This window comes from Paractinoplanes polyasparticus, assembly GCF_019710575.1.
GTDB classification, from domain to species: Bacteria; Actinomycetota; Actinomycetes; order Mycobacteriales; family Micromonosporaceae; genus Actinoplanes; species Actinoplanes polyasparticus.
In genome coordinates this window covers 33,295-50,886 of record NZ_JAHWFK010000003.1, presented here as the reverse complement: position 1 = coordinate 50,886, position 17,592 = coordinate 33,295, and the positions used below count along the sequence as shown (strand labels likewise).

Below are 17,592 nucleotides of genomic sequence, written 5' to 3'. Positions count from 1 at the left end.
GCTCGCATGTCGGATCTTCTGGGGCAGGTTCACGCGGCTGCCGGGGCCTACCTCGCGTCGCTGCCGGGGCGGGCTGTGCAGGATGCGGCGGCGCTGTCGCTTCTTGCTGAGCTCGGTGGTCCGTTGCCGGAGTCGGGAAGCGATCCGGCCGAGGTGCTCGAGCGGCTGCTCCGGGTGGGGACGGCGGCCGGCACGGCGTCGTCGGGGCCGCGGTTCTTTCATTTCGTGACCGGGGGAGTGACGCCGGCGGCGCTGGCCGCGGACTGGACGGCGGCGTTGCTCGACCAGAACGCGTTCTCCAAGGTGTCGTCGCCGTTCGCGCACGAGGTGGAGACGGTGGCGCTGGGCTGGCTGCGGGACCTGTTCGGGCTGCCGGAATCGTGGGGCGGGGCGCTGGTGGGCAGCGCCACGTTCGCCAACTTCACGTCGCTGGGCTGCGCGACTCACTGGTGGGGGTTCCAGCACGGGGTCGACACGGCAGCGGACGGGCTGGCCGAGCTGCCGCGGATGCCGGTGCTGTCATCGGGGTACGTGCACGCCAGCGCCCGCAAGGCCCTGCAGATGCTCGGGCACGGGCGCAACGCCGTGATGGTCTGCGCGCGGGACGGCGTCGGGCGGGTCGACCTCGGCCTGATGCGGCGGCACCTGGATTCGTTGAAGGGCGCCCCGGCCGTGCTCATCGCGAACGCGGGCGAGGTGAACGCGGGCGACTTCGACCCCGTGGCCGAGCTGGCCGGGCTGGCCGAGGAGTTCGGCTGCTGGCTGCACGTCGACGGCGCGTTCGGCTTGTTCGCCGCCCTTTCGCCGCGTACGGCCCCTCTCGTGGACGGCATCGACCGCGCCCACTCGATCGCGGCCGACGCGCACAAGTGGCTCAATGTGCCGTACGAGAGCGGCTTCGCCCTGGTCCGTGATCAGGCCCGGCTGGGGGCGGCGTTCGGCATGCCGGGTGCGGCCTACCTGCCCGGACCGGGCGACCCGGCGAGCGGCTTCGCGCTGTACGGGCCCGAATCCTCCCGCCGGGCGCGCTCGCTGCCGATCTGGGCCACGCTGGCCGCGTACGGGAAAGCCGGTCACCGCGCGATGATCGAGCGCCACCTCGATCTGGCCCAGCACCTGGCGGCCCGCGTCGACGCCGCGCCCGAGCTGGAACGGCTGGCCGACGTGAAACTGTGCATCGTGTGCTTCCGGGCCAGGCCGCGCGGCGTGGCCGACCTCGACGACTTCAACCGTCGCCTCGGCGCCGCCCTGCTGCGGGACGGCCGGGTGTACGCGGGCACGACCGTGTACGACGGCCGGGTCGCGCTGCGCCCGGCCATCGTCAACTGGCGCACCACCGAGGCGGACGTCGACCTGTTCGTCGACGTGGTGCTTGAGCTCGCCCAGAAGGTGTCCCATGAGGTCGGGACACGCGCATCGTGACCGGTGGGACGGCCCGTTCCTAGCGTGAAGGCCCTCGACAACGGTGATCCGGAGGGCTTCTCATGGGACGTATGACCCGCTCGACCGCGCTGAGAATCGCGGCCGCACTGTCGGTGCTGGTGGCGATCATCGGCATCGCGCTGTTCGACCTGCCCAACCTGGTGCTCGGCGCGCGCGACAGCGAGGCGCCGTTCGGCCTGGTGCTGGGCAGTTTCACCTCCGACGTGCTGGCGCTGGTGGCCGCGTACGGCGCTTGGCGGTTGCAGAAGTGGGGCGCGGTGCTGCTCATCGCGGTCAACGCGTTCTGGATCGTGCAGGCGGTCACCTCGCTGCTGTTCGACCGCACCGGCGCCGAGCTGCTCTTCGCGTCGGTGATGCTGGTCCACCACGTCGTCGTCATCTCGTTCTGCCTGTGGCGGGAACGGGTCGTCAGTGCGGTCTGACGCGGCCAACCGCCGCCTCTATCAGCTGCTCCTTCCGTTCCTGCTGATCTGGTACGCCCTTGTGGTGACCGGGCTGGTCGCCGCGGTGTCCACCTTTCCGCACCGGCCGATCGGGTCGCTCGACGAGATCCCGTGGTGGTCGCACGCGATCGCGTTCGCCGTCGTCGCCGCGACCTGGGCGCCGGTGTCGGCCTGGCTCGACCGCGGGGTGCATCAGCTCGCGTTCGGGCAGCGGGACAACGCGTACGAGGTGGCGGGGCACGTGTCGAGGCAGCTGCTCCCGTCGGTGGCGGCGGCCCTGGCGGGCACGATGGCCCTGCCGTACGTGGAGATCGAGTCGGACGGGCGCGTCGTGACCTCGTACGGGAAGGTGCCGCAGGGCGCGTCGATGGTCGAGATCGCGCTCACCTATCAGGACGAGCGGCTCGGCACCCTGCGGGTGAGCGCGCGCCGCCGGCGGGACAGGCTGTCGGCGGCCGACGTGCGACTGCTCGAGGATCTGGGGCGGCAGGTCGCGATGACGTTGTACGCGGCCCGCTCGCGCGAGCGGTTGGTGGCGGCCCGCGAGGAGGAGCGATTGCGCATCCGCCGCGACCTGCACGACGGACTGGGGCCGACGCTGGCGTCGCTCGGGCTGCGGCTGGGGGTGCTTCAGCGTACGGTCCGGACCGACCCGGCGGCGGCCGCGGACCTGGCGGGGGAGCTCCGCACCGACGTCCGGCAGGCGACAGCCGACATCCGTCGCCTGGTCTACGAGCTGCGGCCGCCCCTGCTGGACGAGTTCGGCCTCGTCGACGCGCTGCGTAATCTGCGGTCGGGCGACGGGCTTTCCCGTACGGTGTCTGCGCCGGAGCCGATGCCCGTGCTCCCGGCCGCGGTGGAGGTGGCGTTGTACCGGATAGCGGCGGAGGCTCTGCACAACGCGGCCCGGCACGCGTCCGCCACGACGTGCGCAGTCGATGTGGCCGTTTCCCCGGCCGGGGTGACACTCACGGTCACCGACGACGGGCGCGGACTGCCCGCCGACTATCTGGCCGGCGTCGGCCACCGGTCGATGCGCGAGCGCAGCAGCGAGCTCGGCGGCACCCTGGCCATCGACGGCGCCGCCGGCGGCGGGACCCGGGTCGCCGTCACCTTCGCGCTGGAAAACTCATGATCACGGTGCTCGTGGCGGACGACCACCCGCTGTTCCGCAAGGGCTTGCGGGCGCTGCTGGCCACGATGCCCGAGGTGTCGGTGGTCGGCGAGGCGGTCGACGGCAGAGCGGCGGTGGACCTTGCTCTCGAGCTCAAGCCGCAGCTCGTCCTCATGGACCTGCACATGCCGGCCGGCGACGGCCTGACCGCGATCCGGCGCCTGGCGTCGCTGCCGGACGGCCCGCACATCCTCGTGGTGACGATGTTCGAGGACGACGACTCGGTCTTCGCGGCCCTGCGGGCCGGCGCCCGGGGCTACGTCCTGAAGGACACCGACGATGCGGAGATGACCCGGGCCATCCTGGCCGTGGGCCACGGCGAGGCCATCTTCAGCGCGGCCATCGCCTCGCGCATCGTGGCGTTCTTCGCGGGCCGCCCAGCGGCCGAGCCGTTCCCCAGCCTGACGGCCAGCGAGCGCAACGTGCTGCAGCTGATGTCCCGCGGTCTGTCCAACGACGTGATCGCGGCCCAGCTCCAGCTCAGTGCCAAGACCGTACGCAACTACGTCAGCAACGTCTTCAGCAAGCTGCACGTCGCCTCCCGGGCGGAGGCGATCGCCCGCGCCCGCGACGCCGGCATCTAGTGCGGTGTCCACGAATGTTGGCCGGGTTGGGTCCGGCTTCGTTGTGGATCCTCGCTCACCGTAGTGAGCGAGCGACTCCCTACCGGTGGTGGTGGGGCGGGCCTCCGCCGGCCAACTGACCCTGAAACCGCTCGTGGTGGGCGGCGTGGGTCACGCCGTGCTGGTCCCCGCCCGGGCAGGTGGGTTCCGGCTCGACGGTGCGTGACCACCCACGGTCGGGCTGACATCGGGGTGGTGGTGGCGCCGCCCGGGGTGCGGGTGGCGATGGTGAACGCCGCGGCAACATCACGATGCCCGGCGAACTGACAATGTGGGCAGGTCATCACCCGGCCCCGCGGTTTACTGATCGGTTGCCGGCAGTGGGGGCAGGTGGAGGAGGTGCCGCGTTTTCATCGACCAGATGCACGCGGATCCCGGCTCGGTCAGGTGCAGCCGGTGTTCGGCGCGGATGGCCTGCCCGGAGATCAGTAGGGCGGTGCCGTCCGCCGGGTCGGCGGCGGCGAACGGGTGGATGATGTCCAGGTCGACCCCGGCCGCCCGGGCCGGGTCGGGTTGACTGCCGGGCGGGTAGGTGGCCACGGGCAGTTCGGCGGTGACGTCGATCCACAACCGGCCGGTGTCGAACACCAGCGTCACCGATCGCACCGCGCCCGGCGGATACGGTGCCGGCCGGGCCAGGCGGACCAGCAGCGGCGGGCAACCGCGGGCGGCCGGTAGCCGCAAGGCACGTCCGGTCAGGGTGAACGTGCCGTGATACCAGCGGACCGGCATCAACGCCCGCCGGCGCCGCGGAAACCGCACCTCGATGAGGCCGGCCTTGCGGCGGGCGGCGGCGGAGAACCAGGCATCGGAGTAGCGACGCAGCACCGACCGCGCCCCGGTCGTGTCGAGCTCACCGAACGTGCCCGGCCCCGACTCGGCCAACAGCCGGCACAACTGCTGATAGCCGGCGGCCGGCTGGTCGTCCCGGTGACGCCGCCAAGCATTGACCTCCAACACGCACGCCCACACATCACCGGCCGCGTGCAGCAGGCCGAAGCAGCGTTGCCGTTGGGCGCGGGTCAGGCGCAGGCCGATCCGGGCGGTGCGGTGCACCACCGGACCGGTTCCTACGTCCTGACGTCTAGGCATACCGCTATCGTCGCACGGCTAGGTGTTATACGACCAGTGGCAGACCCGTGAACGTTAGTGGCCACCGCACTAGCTCTAACCGAGCTTGCCCCGGGCGACGAGCGCCCAGCACAGGCAGCCGAAGGCGGCCGTGGTGGCGAGTGTGCGGACCAGGTTCCAGGCCACCCAGCGCGCCTCGTCGAAGGCGGCGCGGACGGCGGCCGGATCGGGGATCCGGTCGGGGTCGCCGGCGGCCTTGAGGGCGTCGTTCATCGGCACGTTGACGGCGACGGTGATGGCGAAGACGACGATGTAGAGCACGAGCGCGGCCAGCACCCAGGGCAGGATCTGCCGGCCCGGGTTGAGGAACGCCGAGACGGCCGTGAACAGCAGCGCCCCGACGAAGCTGAGCAGGAACCAGGGATTGATGATCGCCCGGTCGATCGCCTGGAAGGCGCCGATGAACGTGCGGTCGCCGGTGCGGCCCAGGCCGGTCATCACGGTGTGCTGGTAGAGGCCGAACACTCCGGCCATCAACCCGGTCGTCATGGTTGCCGCGATCAGCGCGGTCACTCGCAGTGCGAACATGCCCCCAGTCAACCGGCGCGGCGCCCGGTGCTCCATCGCCGAGCGTCCACACCCCATGCGCGAGACGCTTGTCAGTCCTCGATCGCCTGGTAGACGGCGGTCCACAGGTCGGCCCAGAGCGTTCCGGTCTGGTCGCCGGCGTGCGCCCGCTGCATGATGAAGATCGCGGTCAGGTCCTCCGCCGGGTCGTTGTACCAGGCGGTGCCGTAGAAACCGGGCCATCCGTAGGTGCCGGCCGACGGGCCGAGGCCGGTGCGGCGGGTTTGGACCGACATCCCGAAACCCCAGCCCATGGCGGCGAAGTAGTCCGGCCGGAAGCCGGAGACGGCCTTCTGGGCCGGGGTCAGGTGGTCGGTCGTCATCAGGGTCACGGCCGGCCGCGAGAGAACGCCGTTGCCCCCGGCGAGCAGGGCCGAGCCGAAGGCCAGGTAGTCCTCGGCCGTCGAGACGAGCCCGCCGCTGCCGTTCTCGAAGGCCGGTGGCCGGCTGAGCAGCCCGTCGAGGCCGTCCTCGACCTCGGTGGGGTTCTCGGCCGCGTACGCGGTGGCGAAGCGGTCGAGGCAGTCGGGGCCGACGAGGAAGCCCGTGTCCCGCATCCCGAGCGGGTCGAGCAGCCGCTCGCGCAGGGCCGCTCCGAAGCTCGTGCCGGTCGCCCGGGCGATGAGTTCCCCGGTCACGGCGGCTGCGGTGTCGTACATCCAGCGCTCGCCGGGCTGGTGCACGAGCGGCAGCGCGCTGAGCCGGGCCACGAAGTCGGCCGGCGGCGGGTAGCCGAGGCCGTCCAGGGCGTCGGCGATCGGACCGGCGTCCACCATGCCGGTGCCGAAGGTGTACGTCAGCAGGTCGCGCAGGGTGATCGGGCGCTCGGCCGGGACAGTGTCGTCGAGCGGCCCGGTGGGGTCGGCGAGCACGGTCATGTTCGCCAGTTCGGGCAGGAAATCGTCCACCGGATCGTCGAGGCGCAGGGTGCCGTCCTCGACCAGGGTCATCGCGCAGGCGGCGACGATCGGCTTCGACATGGAGGCGATGCGGACGATCGTGTCGGTGGCCATCGGCGTGGTCGAGCCGGCGCCCTCGTACGCGAGGTAGCCGGTCGCCTCGACGTGCACCTCGCCGCGGCGGGCCAGCAGGGCGAGCATGCCGGGCGCGAAGCCGTCGTCGACACGGCGCTGGAGCTGACCGCGCAGCCGGGTGAGCCGGTTCTTCGAGAAAGTCACTTGCTGCTCCTCCGGTAGCGACGCGCGGCGATCAGGGTCCACACGAGATCGATGACGATGATGAAGGTCCAGATGCGACCGGCGCCGTACACGAACGACGCGCCGCCCTTCCGGGTGCCGTTGAGGATGTCGGCGTTCCCGCGGGCGAGGTCGAGCAGCCAGGATTCGGCCAGGACGATCAGCACGACCTGGACGAGGGTGTAGAGCGCGGCGTGCTCGGCCAGCTTGCGATACGGCGACCGGGCCGGCTTGGCTTCCGCGTCGGGCGCCGGTTCCGTGTCGGGCGTGGGGGGTGCGGGCGTGGACGTTGCGAGTGGAGGCGGTGCGGGTGGGATATCGGGTACGCCCACCGCGCGCACCGACCAGGGGACGAGCACGGCGCCCGAGAGGATCACGGCGGCGGCCAGGGCGCAGGCGAGCGGCCACGGCCCGGCGTCGTAGAGCACGCCGGCTGCCAGCGATCCGATCAGGGCGCCGAGAAGGACGGCGGCCTCGTACGCGCCCATGCCGCGACCCACCTGCGAGCCGGAGGCCTCGGCGATCACCGCCTGCTGGATCGGGAGCACCGCGGCCCAGGCCACCCCGCTGAGGATCCACAGTCCGGCGATCGCCACCGGATGCGGCGACCAGGCCAGGGCCGCCGCGAAGACCGCCGACGACACCGACGCCACGGCCAGCACCCGGGTGCGGCCGTAGCGCAGCACGAACCGGTGCAGCCACGTCGGCAGCAGGGCCATGGCAATCGCGCCGGGCAGGAAGACGTAGGCGATCTCGACGATCTGCAGCTCGAACCGGCGTTGCAGGTGCAGCAGCAGGAGCAGCCCGACCGCCGCCTCGGCCGTCATGGTGATGACGACGGCCAGCAGCATCGGGCGCAGCCGCCGCAGAGTGCTTCCCGGCAGGGGCGGCGCGGGCGGGACCGCTCGGGCCGGCGCGCCGAGCAGGGCGCCCGCCGCGATTAGGCAGGCGACCGCGCACCCCAGGAAGACGGAGCGGTAGCCCGCGGCCTGCAACACCGTGAAGCCGGCCACGAAGGCGATCCACGTCCCGTTCTCCTCGGCGGCGGTCAGCCGGGCGTACACCGCTGTGTCCTCGGCCAATCGCTCGCCGGCCATGGCGCGTACGGAAACCCAGAGCAACGCCCCACCCACGCCGCCGATCGCCGCCGCGCCGAAGGCGACCGCGAGACCCGCGGCGAACGCATACCCCAGGCAGGAAACCGCGTAGAGCAGGGCGCCCACGGCGGCCACCCGCCGCCGATCCCGCACGTCGGCCAGCCACCCCGCCACCGGCCGCGCCGCCACCGACACCGCCAACTCGACCGCGATCAGCAGGCCGACCTGCGTCGCGGTTGCGCCGAGCGCGGCCCCGGCCCACAGCGGCAACAGGAAATCGAGCAGCTCACGAGGCCCATTGGCCAGCGCCGCCGCCCAATGGGTGCGCGCCTCCCTCGCCTTGGCCGGCGCCCCCGCTCCCGGTTCCACGCACGAGACTCTATGCGAGCCCTACGACAGAAACCGGCCACCGTTCAGCGGCGCTTGGCGGCGATCTTCGCGCGCACGCGGGCCACCCGGATGGCTTCCTTCAGGGTCTGTACGTCGTACGAGCCGTAGTGACGACGCCCGTTGATGAAGAACGTGGGGGTGCCGGAGACGCCGCTGAGGTCGGCCGACTCGAGGTCGGCGCTGATCCTGTCCTTGCAGATCGTCTGCATCATGTCGTCGTGGAACCTGTCCTGGTCGAGGCCGAGCTCGCCGGCGTAGCGCAGCAGGTCGGCGATCCGCAGGTGGTCCTGCTGGGTGAACATCAAGTCGTGCATCTCCCAGAACTTGCCCTGCAGGCCGGCGGCCTCCGCGGCCTGCGCGGCCAGCTGCGCCTGCGGGTGCACGTCGGTCAGGGGCAGGTGGCGCCACACGTAGCGCAGGTCGTCGTCGGTCAGCAGCTCGCGGACGATGGGCTCGGCCCGGCCGCAGTACGGGCACTGGAAGTCGCCGTACTCGACCAGGGTCACCGTGGCCTCGGCCGGGCCGCGCACGTGGTCGCGTTCCGGGTCGACGTCGGGGATCAGGTCGATCAGTTCCTCGACATCGCCGAGCAGCGCGACCGCCTTGCGGGGCCTCGGCAGCCGGCCGGTCACCCAGAAGACCGTCCACGTGATCAGCGACGCGGCCGGGATGGCCAGCAGCAGGCCCAGTTTGGCGTCGGACAGCTCGGGCTCCTCGAACGCCAGGTTCGCGATCAGGAACGACACCGTGAAGCCCATGCCGGCGATGGTCCCGGTGCCCAGCACCGACGCCCATCCGGCGGCCGGTCGGACGCGGCCGCGGCTCAGCCGCGTCACCAGCGCGGAGACACCGGTGATGGCGAGAGGCTTTCCCACCACGTACGCGAAGAAGACGCCCAGCGTGACCCGGGAGCCGAGCGCGTCACCGAGAAAGCCCGCGTCGATCACGATGCCCGCGTTGGCCAAGCCGAACAGGGGCACGATCAGGTAGCTCGACACGCCCGACCAGGTGCGCGTCAGCCGGTCGTTGGGGGAGAGCGACCGCAGCAGGCCCATCCGGGCGAACCGCGCGAGCTCGGGGGTCGGCTGCTCGCGGAACGAACGGAACAGGTCGCTGGCCTGCTCGAGGTCGTTGCGGCCGGGGGTGTACGCGGCGGCGGCGAGCCCGATGGCCAGGCCGGACACGACCGGGTCGATGCCGCTCTCGAGCGTCGCGCCCCAGACGACCAGGCAGACCGGCAGGTAGACGAACCCGCTGCGCACGCCGGCCCGAACCATCACCAGGGTCAGCAGGAAGGCTACGACCGCCACGATCAACGGCATCATCCGGATGTCGTCCGAGTAGGCCACGGCGATCACGATCAGCGCGACCACGTCGTCGACCACCGACACCGTCACCAGGAACAGCCGCGCCTGCACCGGCACGTGCCGGCCCACCAGCGCGAGCAGGCCCAGCGCGAGCGCGGTGTCGGTCGACATCGCCGCGCCCCAGCCCGCACCGCCCGCGTGCCCGTGGTTGAACGCCAGGAAGATGCCGATGGGCAGGGCCATGCCCGCGATGCCGGCCAGTGCGGGGAGGACGAACCGCCGCCGGTCGCGCAGGTCGCCAAGGTCGAACTCGCGTCGCGCCTCCAGCCCCACGACCAGGAAGAACAGGGTCATCAGGCCGCTGTTGACCCACTCCCGCAGGTCGAGTTCGATGCCCCGGCTGCCGAACTCGAAGCTCACGGCCGTGTGCCAGAACGACTCGTAGTTGCTGTCGGCCGTGTTGGCCCAGATCAGGGCGGCGACGATGGCCGCGACCAGCACGCCGGCGCTGCCCGCCTCGGTGCTCAGGAAGTCGCGCAGCGGGGTGGCGACCCGGCGCCTCCACCTGGTCGTCCGGGTCGAGTCGCTCTGGTCGGTCGTGTCGGTCACGGATCACACCCAAGCACGCGGTAGCCCGGCCCGCCACAGTCTGTGACCTGCGCCTATCGGGAGCTGCCGTTCACCTCGGCGCGCGGCGGTTAAGATCCCTGGTTCGGGGCCGCGGAACGGAGGCGAAGTGACCAGCATCGAGGATCTCTCGTCGCAGCTCTCCGACGCTCTCGCGCAGCTCGACGGCCTGCGGACGCTGCACGAGGTCAGCAAGGCGGTGCACGCCAGCCTCGACCTCAGGGCGACGATGGACGCGGTGGTGCACGGCGTCACCCGGGCCTCCGGGTTCGAGGTGGCGGTGGTCAACGTGCTCCAGCCCGACGGCGACTTCGCGGTCGTGTCGGTCGACGGCACCGAGGAGATCCGGCGCTCCCTGCTGGGCACCACCACGACGCCCGGCAACTGGGACGAGCTGTTCGGCAAGGCGGAGCAGTGGGGCTCGCTGTACTTCGTCGACCACAACCACGACATGCCCGACGCGATGATCACCTGGACGTCGGACTCGCTGCCCGTGCCGGCCGACCCGGACGGCTGGCACCCCGAGGACATGCTGTTCGCGCCGCTCACCTCGCCGACCGGGGACCTGGTCGGCATACTCAGCGTCGACCTGCCGCGCGACGGCCGCCGGCCCGGCCCGGTGCAGCGCGAGATGCTCGAGCTGTTCGCCCAGCACGCGTCGATGGCGGTGCATCACGCCAAGCTGCACCACGAGCTGGCCGAGAGCCGCGCCCGCCTGCATCACGCGGCCACCCACGACCCGCTGACCGGGCTGGCCAACCGGACGCTGCTGCGGGCGTTCACCGACGAGCTGGCCGGCCGCGCCGGCGGCGAGGTCGGTGTGATGGTGATCGACCTCGACGAGTTCAAGGCGGTCAACGACGCGGGCGGCCACGACGCCGGCGACGAGGTGCTGCGCACCGTGGCGGCGCGCATGGCGGTCCTGATCCGCCCCGACGACCTGCTCGCGCGCACCGGCGGCGACGAGTTCGTGCTGGTCGCTACGGGCGAGGGCGTGGACGAGATGTTGCGGGCGACCGGCGAGCGGATCCACCGGGCGCTGGCCGAGCCGATCGAGACCCGCAGCGGTCCGTACCGCGTCGGGGCGAGCATCGGCCATGCGTACGGGGCCTGCTGCACCGATTTCGCCCAGCTCGCCTCGGCTGCCGACGCCGACATGTACCGCACCAAGCAGCACCACCGCGCCAAGCGCGCCTGGGTCGCCTAACCCTTCGATCGCAGGCGTTCCAACCCGTCCAGCATCAGGTCGAGGGTGAACTCGAACTCCGTCTGGGTGTCGCACCAGCCGAGCGTGGGGTCATCGGCCGCGTGGATCTCCGCGGCGACCATGGCGGTGATGTTCGGCATCGCCTCGGCCATGGCTGCCATCTCGGCTTCGGCGGTCGCCGGGTCGAAATCGCCGCCGGCGGCGCCCGGACTGAAGACCTCTTGCACGAAGCCGAGCGGCATGCTGCCCAGCGCGTGCAGGGCGCGGTGCGCGAGCCGGTACGAGAATCCGGCGCCGACGAGCGTGCCGACGATGCCGTCGTAGTAGGTGAAGACCGTCGCCGGAACGGTGCGCCGCGAACCGAGCAGGCCCGGCATCCACGGGTGGCGCAACATCACTTCGCGCGCGGCCAGGAACTGTTGCTTCAGCCGCGCCCGCCAGTCCGGTTCCGCCCCGCTGGGCGGGGTGTTCTTCGGCCTGTGGCTGATCCCGATGGGCTGGTGTGCGCTGCGCGCGGCCATGCCCCGGGCGCTCGGCTGGATCCTGATCGCCGGCGGTGTCGGCTACGTGCTGAGCGCGTTCGTCCGCTACGCGATGCCCGGGATGACCCTGGCTGCCGATCTGCTGGCTTACCCCGCCACGGTCGGCGAACTGTGGATGGTCGGCTACCTGCTCATCATCGGCATCCGCCGCCCGGCCGCATCACCCGTGCCGCTCCCGGCCGACGTGCCGGCACCGCAACGCTGACGCGGCCGGGAATGGCGTTGGCGCCCGTCCGGCATGATCAGTGGCATGACGTACGCAACGGGCGCCCCGGAGGTGCGGGTCACCGGTCGCCGGATCGTGGCGACCCTCATCGACGGCCTCATCTTCGGCCTGATCAACAGCGCGCTGGTGGCCGCGTTCGGCGTCGAGGGCGCGGAATCGGGCTTCGACCTGACCCGCTTCGACAACACGGGCACGCTCTGGCTGAGCGTCATCGTGCTGCTCTACTACACGCTCTTCGAGGGCCTGACCGGCCGCACGATCGGCAAGTGGATCACCGGTATCCGGGTCGTCGACGCCCACACCGGTGGCCGCCCCGGCCTGCTGTCCGGCTTGGTCCGGACGCTGCTGCGCCTGATCGACGGCTTCCTCGGGTACCTGGTCGGCTTCCTCGTCGTCGTCAACTCCGACCGTCGCCGCCGCCTCGGCGACATGGCCGCCAAGACCCTGGTCGTCCGCGCACAGTAAGCGGGCGGGGCGGATCGGCCCTAGGGTGGGCGCGTGCTGCTCAATGCCGAGCCCGTGCGCGTCCTGGGCGACGCCGACAATCCACGCCTTCGTTTCTCCGAGGAGGGGCCGGACGGGCCCGATCCGCGACGCCTGCTGTTCGTCGACGACAAGCCCGCCTTCGAGCTGTCGTTCTGGTGCGGCACGTGCCAGATCCTGTTCCAGCGGCAGGAGGGCTCGACCGAGACGTTCTCGGCCGAGGGCGACGACCCGGTCGAAGCGTTCGGGGCCCTGCTGCCCCGGGGCGACTATCAGCCGTTGCGGTTGCGGATCGAGCCGCGGCTTGTCCAGCCGTCACACCCGGGCGACTACTTCGCCGGGGAGCAGGTGGCGACCTGGGGCCTGGATTCGTTCTGGGGGCTGCCGGTCTATCCGCGGACGCCCTATTACCGTACGTTCGAGACCGCGGTCGACGCCGACGCCCACCTTTACGAGTTCGTGGTGCCGATGGTTCCGCCCAGCTGGAACGAGCGGGCTCAGGTCGACAAGTACGCGGCTGAGCTCGCCAGGGGCGAGCCCGCGACGGCCGTGGCCGTCTCGATCCTCGACGTGAGCCTGCCCGCCACCGACAACGGCTCCGACTACTACGCCCACTGGGCGCTCACCCACTTCCTGCTGGACGGCCATCACCGGCTCCAGGCCGCAGCCGAGGCGGGCCTCCCCATCCGGCTGCTGTCGCTGCTGGCCGTCGATCACGGGCTCAGCGCACCGGCCGACGTCGCCCGCTTGCCGGCCCTGCTGACCCAGCCGGCCCAGCAGCGCGGGGCCGTGTAAGGGCGGCATCAGCGGGCTACCGAGACGGCGGCGCGGATGGTGGTGGGGTCGGTCAGACAGTGGAGGATCTGGGCGGCCAGGTCGGCTCGGGCGATGACGCTGCCGCCGGGGATGTTCTTGTTGACGGCTGTGCGGTACGTGTTCGTGGGTGGGGCGTTGGTGAGGCGGGGCGGGCGCACGATCGTCCAGTCGAGGTCGGCCGCCCGCACCAGCTCCTCCATGCGCCGCATGTCGGCGTAGGCGTACCGGAGCACGCGGCCCAGCAGCGGCTTGACCACCGTGCGGACGAAGACGCCGTCCTGGTCGTCGGTGTGCATGCCGCTGTTGCTGACCACGACCAGTCGCCGGGTGCCCTGCCGGCTCATGGCGGCGATGATCGCGCGGGCGCTGTCGGTGCAGACCGTGGTGGGGGAGCGGCCCTGTCGGGAGCCGATCGCGGAGACGACGGCGTCGCGTGCGGCCACCGTCGGGGCGATGGCAGCCGGATCCATCACGTCGGCCCGCACAACCTGCAGTGCCGGCGCCTGAAAACTGAGTCGAGCCGGATCGCGGACCACCGCGGTCACCTCGTGCCCGGCCGCGCACGCCTGCCGGACGACCTGCTCTCCTGTGCCGCCCGTGGCGCCGAAGACGGTGATTTTCATGGCTTCTCCCGGTTGGTGAGTGCTCACTAACCTCTATAGTTAGTGAGCACTCACCACCGTGTCAAGGAGCGCTGTTGAGCACTCGCGATCGCATCGTCACCGCCGCTGCCGAGGTCATCCGCGACCGCGGGCTGGCCCGGGCCACCACCAAGGAGATCGCCCGCGCGGCGGGTCTGTCCGAGGCGGCGCTCTACAAGCATTTCCGCGACAAGACCGACATCTTCCTGGCCGTGCTCGGCGAGCGCGGTCCCACGAAGCTGGTCGCCGTGCTCGGCGATCTGCCCGGCCGGGTCGGCACGGAACCGGTCGTGACGGTGCTTCGCGATGTGGTGCTCGCCGCGGCCGACTTCTACGACCAGGCTTTCCCGATGGCGGCCTCGCTGTTCTCCGAGCCCGCCCTGCTCGCTGCCCATCGCTCGGTGCTGCGCGAACGTGGCGCCGGCCCGCAGATCCCCGGGCAGGCGCTCGCGGCCTACCTACGCGCGGAACAGCAGATCGGCCGCCTGTCGGAAGAGGCCGACCCCCTGGCCGCCGCCCAGGCCCTGCTGGGCGCCTGCCTGAACCGCGCCTTCCTCGGTCACTTCACCGAACAGCCGACCGACCCCGACGCCTTCGCCACGGCCCTCGTCGGCACGGTGATGGCAGGCCTCGCGCCGCGGTGACGGCTCGGCCGGATTAATCGGATGACGGCAGCTGGGCGGTCGGGCAGGATTGCCGCCGCCAGAGCATTCGACCGGGAAGGAGGGCGCATGGTCACGCTTCGCCAATCGACGCCCAGGAGGCTTCGTTGTTCCGCACCATGGTCGAGTCCGATCTCGACTTCGTCCTGACCTGTCTGACCGAACCGTCCGTCAACACGACGACGCCCGAGCGCTTCGTCGCCTATCTGGAAAGCGGCAGTTACCGCCCCGCCTGGACGTGGCTCGCCCTCGACGGCGAGACGCCCGTCGGGCTGGCCGTCTGGTGGGGCTTCCCCGACGGTGAACGGCCGCTCGCCCTCGACTGCCTGTGGGCCGCGCCGAGCGTCACCGATCCCGTTCCCGTCTGGGCCGGGCTGATCCGTCAGGTGCCGCCGCCCGTCGAGTACCACATCTTCACCCAGCCCGGCCGCCGCGACGACCCGCAGATCACCACCCGTCTCGCGGCTGCCGCCGAGGCCGGGCTCACGACCGTCACCGAGCGTTTCCGGTACGAATGGACGAGCGCCCAGCCGTTGCCGAAGCGCTCGACCCGCCTGACGTTCGAGCCCGCCTCCGACGGGGCGTTCGCCGACGCCTTCGAGCAGATCTCGGCCGGCAGCCTCGACGTGGCGACCCGGGCCGGCGTCGCCCGGATCGGCGCCCGCGCCCAGGCCCTGGAGGAGGTCGAGGACTACAAGTCGATGCGCGGCCCCCGCGACTGGTGGCGGCTCGCGTACGACGGATCGGGCGCCCTGGTCGGCGCCGCCCTACCCTCGGCCAACGACGGCGGCCCGGTGGTCGGTTTCGTGGGCGTGGTCCCGTCCCGGCGAGGCCACCACTACGCCGACGACCTGCTGGCCGAGATCACCTGGATCATCGCCGAAGCCGCGGCCGGCGCCGTCACCGTCCGGGCCGACACCGACAGCACGAACACGCCGATGGTGGCCGCCTTCGAGCGGCTCGGGTATCGCCGCTTCGCGTTGCGGGTGGTTGCCTCGTAGGCCCGGATCAGGCGAGGTAGCCGCTCTCGGTCACGCGGGGAGCGGCTGCCTCGTACGGCGCCGGGTCGGTGGGAGCAAGGGTGCCCAGCGCGTCGACGTAACGGTTGAACATGCTGAACGCGGCCGCGATCAGCACCACGTCGTGGATCTCGGCGTCGGTGGCGCCCGCGTCGTGGGCCGCCGCCACGAGCGACGGGGTCACGTCATGGCCGCTGACGCGGGTGGCGGCGGCGATGCGCAGCAGCGCCTTCAACTTGTCCGTGATCGGGGCGGACGCCGGGTCGTCACACACCTGGTCGACCAGGGGCCGGCCGTCCTCGAGCTGGGCAGCGGCGAAAGCGCCGTGCGAGTTCCGGCAGTAGACGCATTCGTTGAGACCCGAGACGTAGGCCGCGACAAGTTCCCGCTCCCCGCGACTGAGCGTGCTCGGACCCCGCAGCAGCACCTCGGCCAGCTCCATCAGCGGCCGCCCGGTCTCGGGCCGATACCGCAGCAGCCCCCGGATTCCCGGGTTGACCGTCTCATCCAGACCCAGATCGATGTACGCCATCCGATCATCCTGGCAGAGAGGACGGCGGTGGCAGAAGCTCGTCCAGCGACCGGATCACCCCGTCCGAGGAATGCGAGGCCGAGCGGTCGAGGGTGACACCGTGGTACCCGAGTTCGCGGGCCGCCGCGACGAGCGCGGGGTCGTCGTCGATGAACAGGCACGCGTCCGGGGCCAGCGACAGCAGCCGGCTGCCCTCGGTGTACATGCGGGGGTCGGGCTTTCGGCAGCCGACCAGTTCCGAGATGGCGAAACCCTCGAAGTAGTGCCCGATGCCGAGGCCGTCGAAGGTCGCCTCGAGGCCGGCCCAGTTGTCGCTGACCACCGACATCCGCAGGCCGGCGCGCCGGAGGCGGGACAGGGTGCGGCGGACGTCGGGATAGAGCTCGATGACCGGGCCGGCGGCCGGAGCCTCGAGTTGCTGCAGGAGCGAGGGGGACGGCAGGTCGATGCCGAGCGCGCTGAGCATCGTGCGGTGGTAGTCGGTGCGGTTGGCGGTGAACGGGGTCGCGTCGAGAAAGGCCTGGCCGGCCCGGATGGCGTACGGGAAGAGGTCGTGCCGGACGCCGGGGTGGTGCATGATGACGATCGTCTCGAAGTCGTAGCGCGGGTTCCAACGGCCGCCGACCGGGCGCGTCAGCACGCCGCCGGCGTCGAACATGACTCCGCGGATGGGCATCGATCGGAGCCTATCGGCTAGGGTCGCCCGGTGACGTACCCGCGGCGTGCCTCGATGCCGACGCGGGTGCGGTCGGTGCGGGACCTGACGCCGCACATGCGAGAGATCGAGCTGGTCGGGCCGGATGTGCCCCGCCTGCGACTGCGCCCCGGCGCCCACCTGGTCGCCCGGTTGCCCGACGGCGGCGCGCGGCGCGTCTACTCCATCTGGCGGCACGATCCGCGATCGTCCCTGCTGGTGCTCCGGGTGGCTCTGCACGACGCCGGCGGACCGGGCTGCACCTGGGCCCGCACCGTCGCCCCGGACGACCGCCTGACCGTCGAACCGCCCCGCACCAAGATCACAGTCGACGCGTCGGCCACGTTCCCCCTCTTCGTGGGCGACGAGACCGGAGCCGTCCCCCTGCTGGCCATGCGGGCCGCCCTGCATCGGGCCACCGGTGGCGCCGCGGACATCCACGGCGTGTTCGAGGCGGCCGGCCCCGCTGACGAGGTGCCCGACGTCGACGGCCTGCCCCCGCTGCCCTGGGTCCATCGCGGCAGTACCCCGGCAGTGGCGTCGCGGGTGCTGCTTCGTGCGGTGCAGGGTCTCGACCTGCCCCCGACCGGCGGCGCGGCCTATCTGGCCGGCGAGAGCGACACCTGCCGGCTGCTGCAACGCCACCTCGTGGAACAACGCGGCTGGAACCGCCACGCGATCCGCGTCCAGCCGCAGTGGGCCCCCAACCGCCCCGGCTTCGGCGCCGGACGGGACGACTGAACGGTCGCGTCGATGCTCGCCTCCGGCTGGG

Annotated in this window: 21 protein-coding genes; 11 read left to right on the top strand and 10 right to left on the bottom strand. The window is 71.7% G+C overall.

Going from position 1 to position 17,592, the window contains the following annotated elements; translation table 11 throughout:
• Positions 1–6: 6 nt before the first annotated feature.
• From KXC43_RS05500 to KXC43_RS05485, 4 genes are all read left to right on the top strand, one after another.
• The gene (locus KXC43_RS05500; RefSeq protein WP_221374834.1) at positions 7–1,422 is read left to right on the top strand and encodes a pyridoxal phosphate-dependent decarboxylase family protein; all 1,416 of its coding nucleotides are present in this window, start codon (positions 7–9) and stop codon (positions 1,420–1,422) included.
• A gap of 71 nt (positions 1,423–1,493) precedes the next feature.
• Positions 1,494–1,865 carry a hypothetical protein gene (locus KXC43_RS05495; RefSeq protein ID WP_221374833.1) on the top strand — a complete coding sequence of 124 codons (372 nt, stop codon included), beginning with the start codon at positions 1,494–1,496 and terminating at the stop codon, positions 1,863–1,865.
• Positions 1,855–3,021, top strand: a complete 1,167-nt coding sequence (locus KXC43_RS52600) for a sensor histidine kinase (protein ID WP_221374832.1) — start codon at positions 1,855–1,857, stop codon at positions 3,019–3,021. The genes KXC43_RS05495 and KXC43_RS52600 overlap by 11 nt, the downstream gene beginning before the upstream one ends.
• On the top strand, positions 3,018–3,644 hold the full coding sequence (locus tag KXC43_RS05485) for a response regulator (RefSeq protein ID WP_221374831.1): 627 nt from the start codon (positions 3,018–3,020) through the stop codon (positions 3,642–3,644). Before KXC43_RS52600 ends, KXC43_RS05485 begins: the two co-directional genes overlap by 4 nt.
• Here the strand turns inward: KXC43_RS05485 and KXC43_RS53200 are convergent.
• The 6 genes from KXC43_RS53200 to KXC43_RS05455 form a co-directional block, all read right to left on the bottom strand.
• Positions 3,641–3,991 (bottom strand): transposase, encoded by a 351-nt coding sequence (locus tag KXC43_RS53200; protein WP_221374910.1) that lies wholly within the window; start codon positions 3,989–3,991, stop codon positions 3,641–3,643. The genes KXC43_RS05485 and KXC43_RS53200 overlap by 4 nt on opposite strands.
• Positions 3,984–4,775 carry a hypothetical protein gene (locus KXC43_RS05475; protein ID WP_221374830.1) on the bottom strand — a complete coding sequence of 264 codons (792 nt, stop codon included), beginning with the start codon at positions 4,773–4,775 and terminating at the stop codon, positions 3,984–3,986. Before KXC43_RS05475 ends, KXC43_RS53200 begins: the two co-directional genes overlap by 8 nt.
• A gap of 75 nt (positions 4,776–4,850) precedes the next feature.
• Entirely contained in the window at positions 4,851–5,342 is a 492-nt protein-coding gene (locus tag KXC43_RS05470; protein ID WP_255643572.1) for an anthrone oxygenase family protein, read from the bottom strand.
• 71 nt (positions 5,343–5,413) lie between these two features.
• Positions 5,414–6,559 carry a serine hydrolase domain-containing protein gene (locus KXC43_RS05465; protein WP_308128970.1) on the bottom strand — a complete coding sequence of 382 codons (1,146 nt, stop codon included), beginning with the start codon at positions 6,557–6,559 and terminating at the stop codon, positions 5,414–5,416.
• Positions 6,556–8,043 carry an MFS transporter gene (locus KXC43_RS05460; protein WP_221374829.1) on the bottom strand — a complete coding sequence of 496 codons (1,488 nt, stop codon included), beginning with the start codon at positions 8,041–8,043 and terminating at the stop codon, positions 6,556–6,558. The genes KXC43_RS05465 and KXC43_RS05460 overlap by 4 nt, the downstream gene beginning before the upstream one ends.
• 44 nt (positions 8,044–8,087) lie before the next feature.
• Complete coding sequence (locus KXC43_RS05455) at positions 8,088–9,980, bottom strand: Na+/H+ antiporter NhaA (RefSeq protein WP_221374828.1); 1,893 nt, start codon at positions 9,978–9,980, stop codon at positions 8,088–8,090.
• Between the two features lie 127 nt (positions 9,981–10,107).
• Here KXC43_RS05455 and KXC43_RS52595 point away from each other — a divergent pair, with 127 nt between their 5' ends.
• Positions 10,108–11,205 (top strand): diguanylate cyclase domain-containing protein, encoded by a 1,098-nt coding sequence (locus KXC43_RS52595; protein ID WP_308128969.1) that lies wholly within the window; start codon positions 10,108–10,110, stop codon positions 11,203–11,205.
• Here KXC43_RS52595 and KXC43_RS05445 read toward each other — a convergent pair.
• Positions 11,202–11,726 carry a TetR/AcrR family transcriptional regulator C-terminal domain-containing protein gene (locus KXC43_RS05445; protein ID WP_221374827.1) on the bottom strand — a complete coding sequence of 175 codons (525 nt, stop codon included), beginning with the start codon at positions 11,724–11,726 and terminating at the stop codon, positions 11,202–11,204. The two genes, KXC43_RS52595 and KXC43_RS05445, sit on opposite strands and share 4 nt — an antisense overlap.
• Here KXC43_RS05445 and KXC43_RS05440 point away from each other — a divergent pair.
• From KXC43_RS05440 to KXC43_RS05430, 3 genes are read left to right on the top strand one after another with little or no spacing between them, the layout of a single operon-like run.
• Positions 11,698–11,952 carry a DUF4386 family protein gene (locus KXC43_RS05440; protein ID WP_221374826.1) on the top strand — a complete coding sequence of 85 codons (255 nt, stop codon included), beginning with the start codon at positions 11,698–11,700 and terminating at the stop codon, positions 11,950–11,952. The two genes, KXC43_RS05445 and KXC43_RS05440, sit on opposite strands and share 29 nt — an antisense overlap.
• Positions 11,953–11,997: 45 nt before the next feature.
• Complete coding sequence (locus KXC43_RS05435; protein ID WP_221374825.1) at positions 11,998–12,438, top strand: RDD family protein; 441 nt, start codon at positions 11,998–12,000, stop codon at positions 12,436–12,438.
• A gap of 33 nt (positions 12,439–12,471) precedes the next feature.
• Complete coding sequence (locus tag KXC43_RS05430; RefSeq protein ID WP_221374824.1) at positions 12,472–13,251, top strand: hypothetical protein; 780 nt, start codon at positions 12,472–12,474, stop codon at positions 13,249–13,251.
• 8 nt (positions 13,252–13,259) lie between these two features.
• Here KXC43_RS05430 and KXC43_RS05425 read toward each other — a convergent pair whose 3' ends face one another.
• The gene (locus KXC43_RS05425) at positions 13,260–13,895 is read right to left on the bottom strand and encodes an NAD(P)-dependent oxidoreductase (protein WP_221374823.1); all 636 of its coding nucleotides are present in this window, start codon (positions 13,893–13,895) and stop codon (positions 13,260–13,262) included.
• A gap of 74 nt (positions 13,896–13,969) precedes the next feature.
• On the opposite strand from KXC43_RS05425, the gene KXC43_RS05420 reads away from it, so the two are divergent.
• Both KXC43_RS05420 and KXC43_RS05415 read left to right on the top strand, forming a co-directional pair.
• Positions 13,970–14,557: a TetR/AcrR family transcriptional regulator gene (locus KXC43_RS05420; RefSeq protein WP_221374822.1), complete on the top strand. Its 588-nt coding sequence runs from the start codon at positions 13,970–13,972 to the stop codon at positions 14,555–14,557.
• Positions 14,558–14,682: 125 nt separating this feature from the next.
• On the top strand, positions 14,683–15,576 hold the full coding sequence (locus KXC43_RS05415; protein ID WP_221374821.1) for a GNAT family N-acetyltransferase: 894 nt from the start codon (positions 14,683–14,685) through the stop codon (positions 15,574–15,576).
• Positions 15,577–15,583: 7 nt separating this feature from the next.
• On the opposite strand, the gene KXC43_RS05410 is transcribed toward KXC43_RS05415, so the two are convergent.
• A complete protein-coding gene (locus KXC43_RS05410; protein ID WP_221374820.1) occupies positions 15,584–16,126 on the bottom strand; it encodes a carboxymuconolactone decarboxylase family protein in 543 nt (180 codons plus the stop codon).
• 4 nt (positions 16,127–16,130) lie between these two features.
• Positions 16,131–16,802, bottom strand: coding sequence for an HAD family hydrolase (locus tag KXC43_RS05405; protein ID WP_221374819.1), 672 nt, complete (start codon positions 16,800–16,802; stop codon positions 16,131–16,133).
• A 30-nt stretch (positions 16,803–16,832) separates the two neighbouring features.
• Between KXC43_RS05405 and KXC43_RS05400 the strand changes: the two genes are divergently transcribed.
• Positions 16,833–17,561 carry a siderophore-interacting protein gene (locus tag KXC43_RS05400; protein ID WP_221374818.1) on the top strand — a complete coding sequence of 243 codons (729 nt, stop codon included), beginning with the start codon at positions 16,833–16,835 and terminating at the stop codon, positions 17,559–17,561.
• The last annotated feature ends 31 nt before the right edge of the window (positions 17,562–17,592 follow it).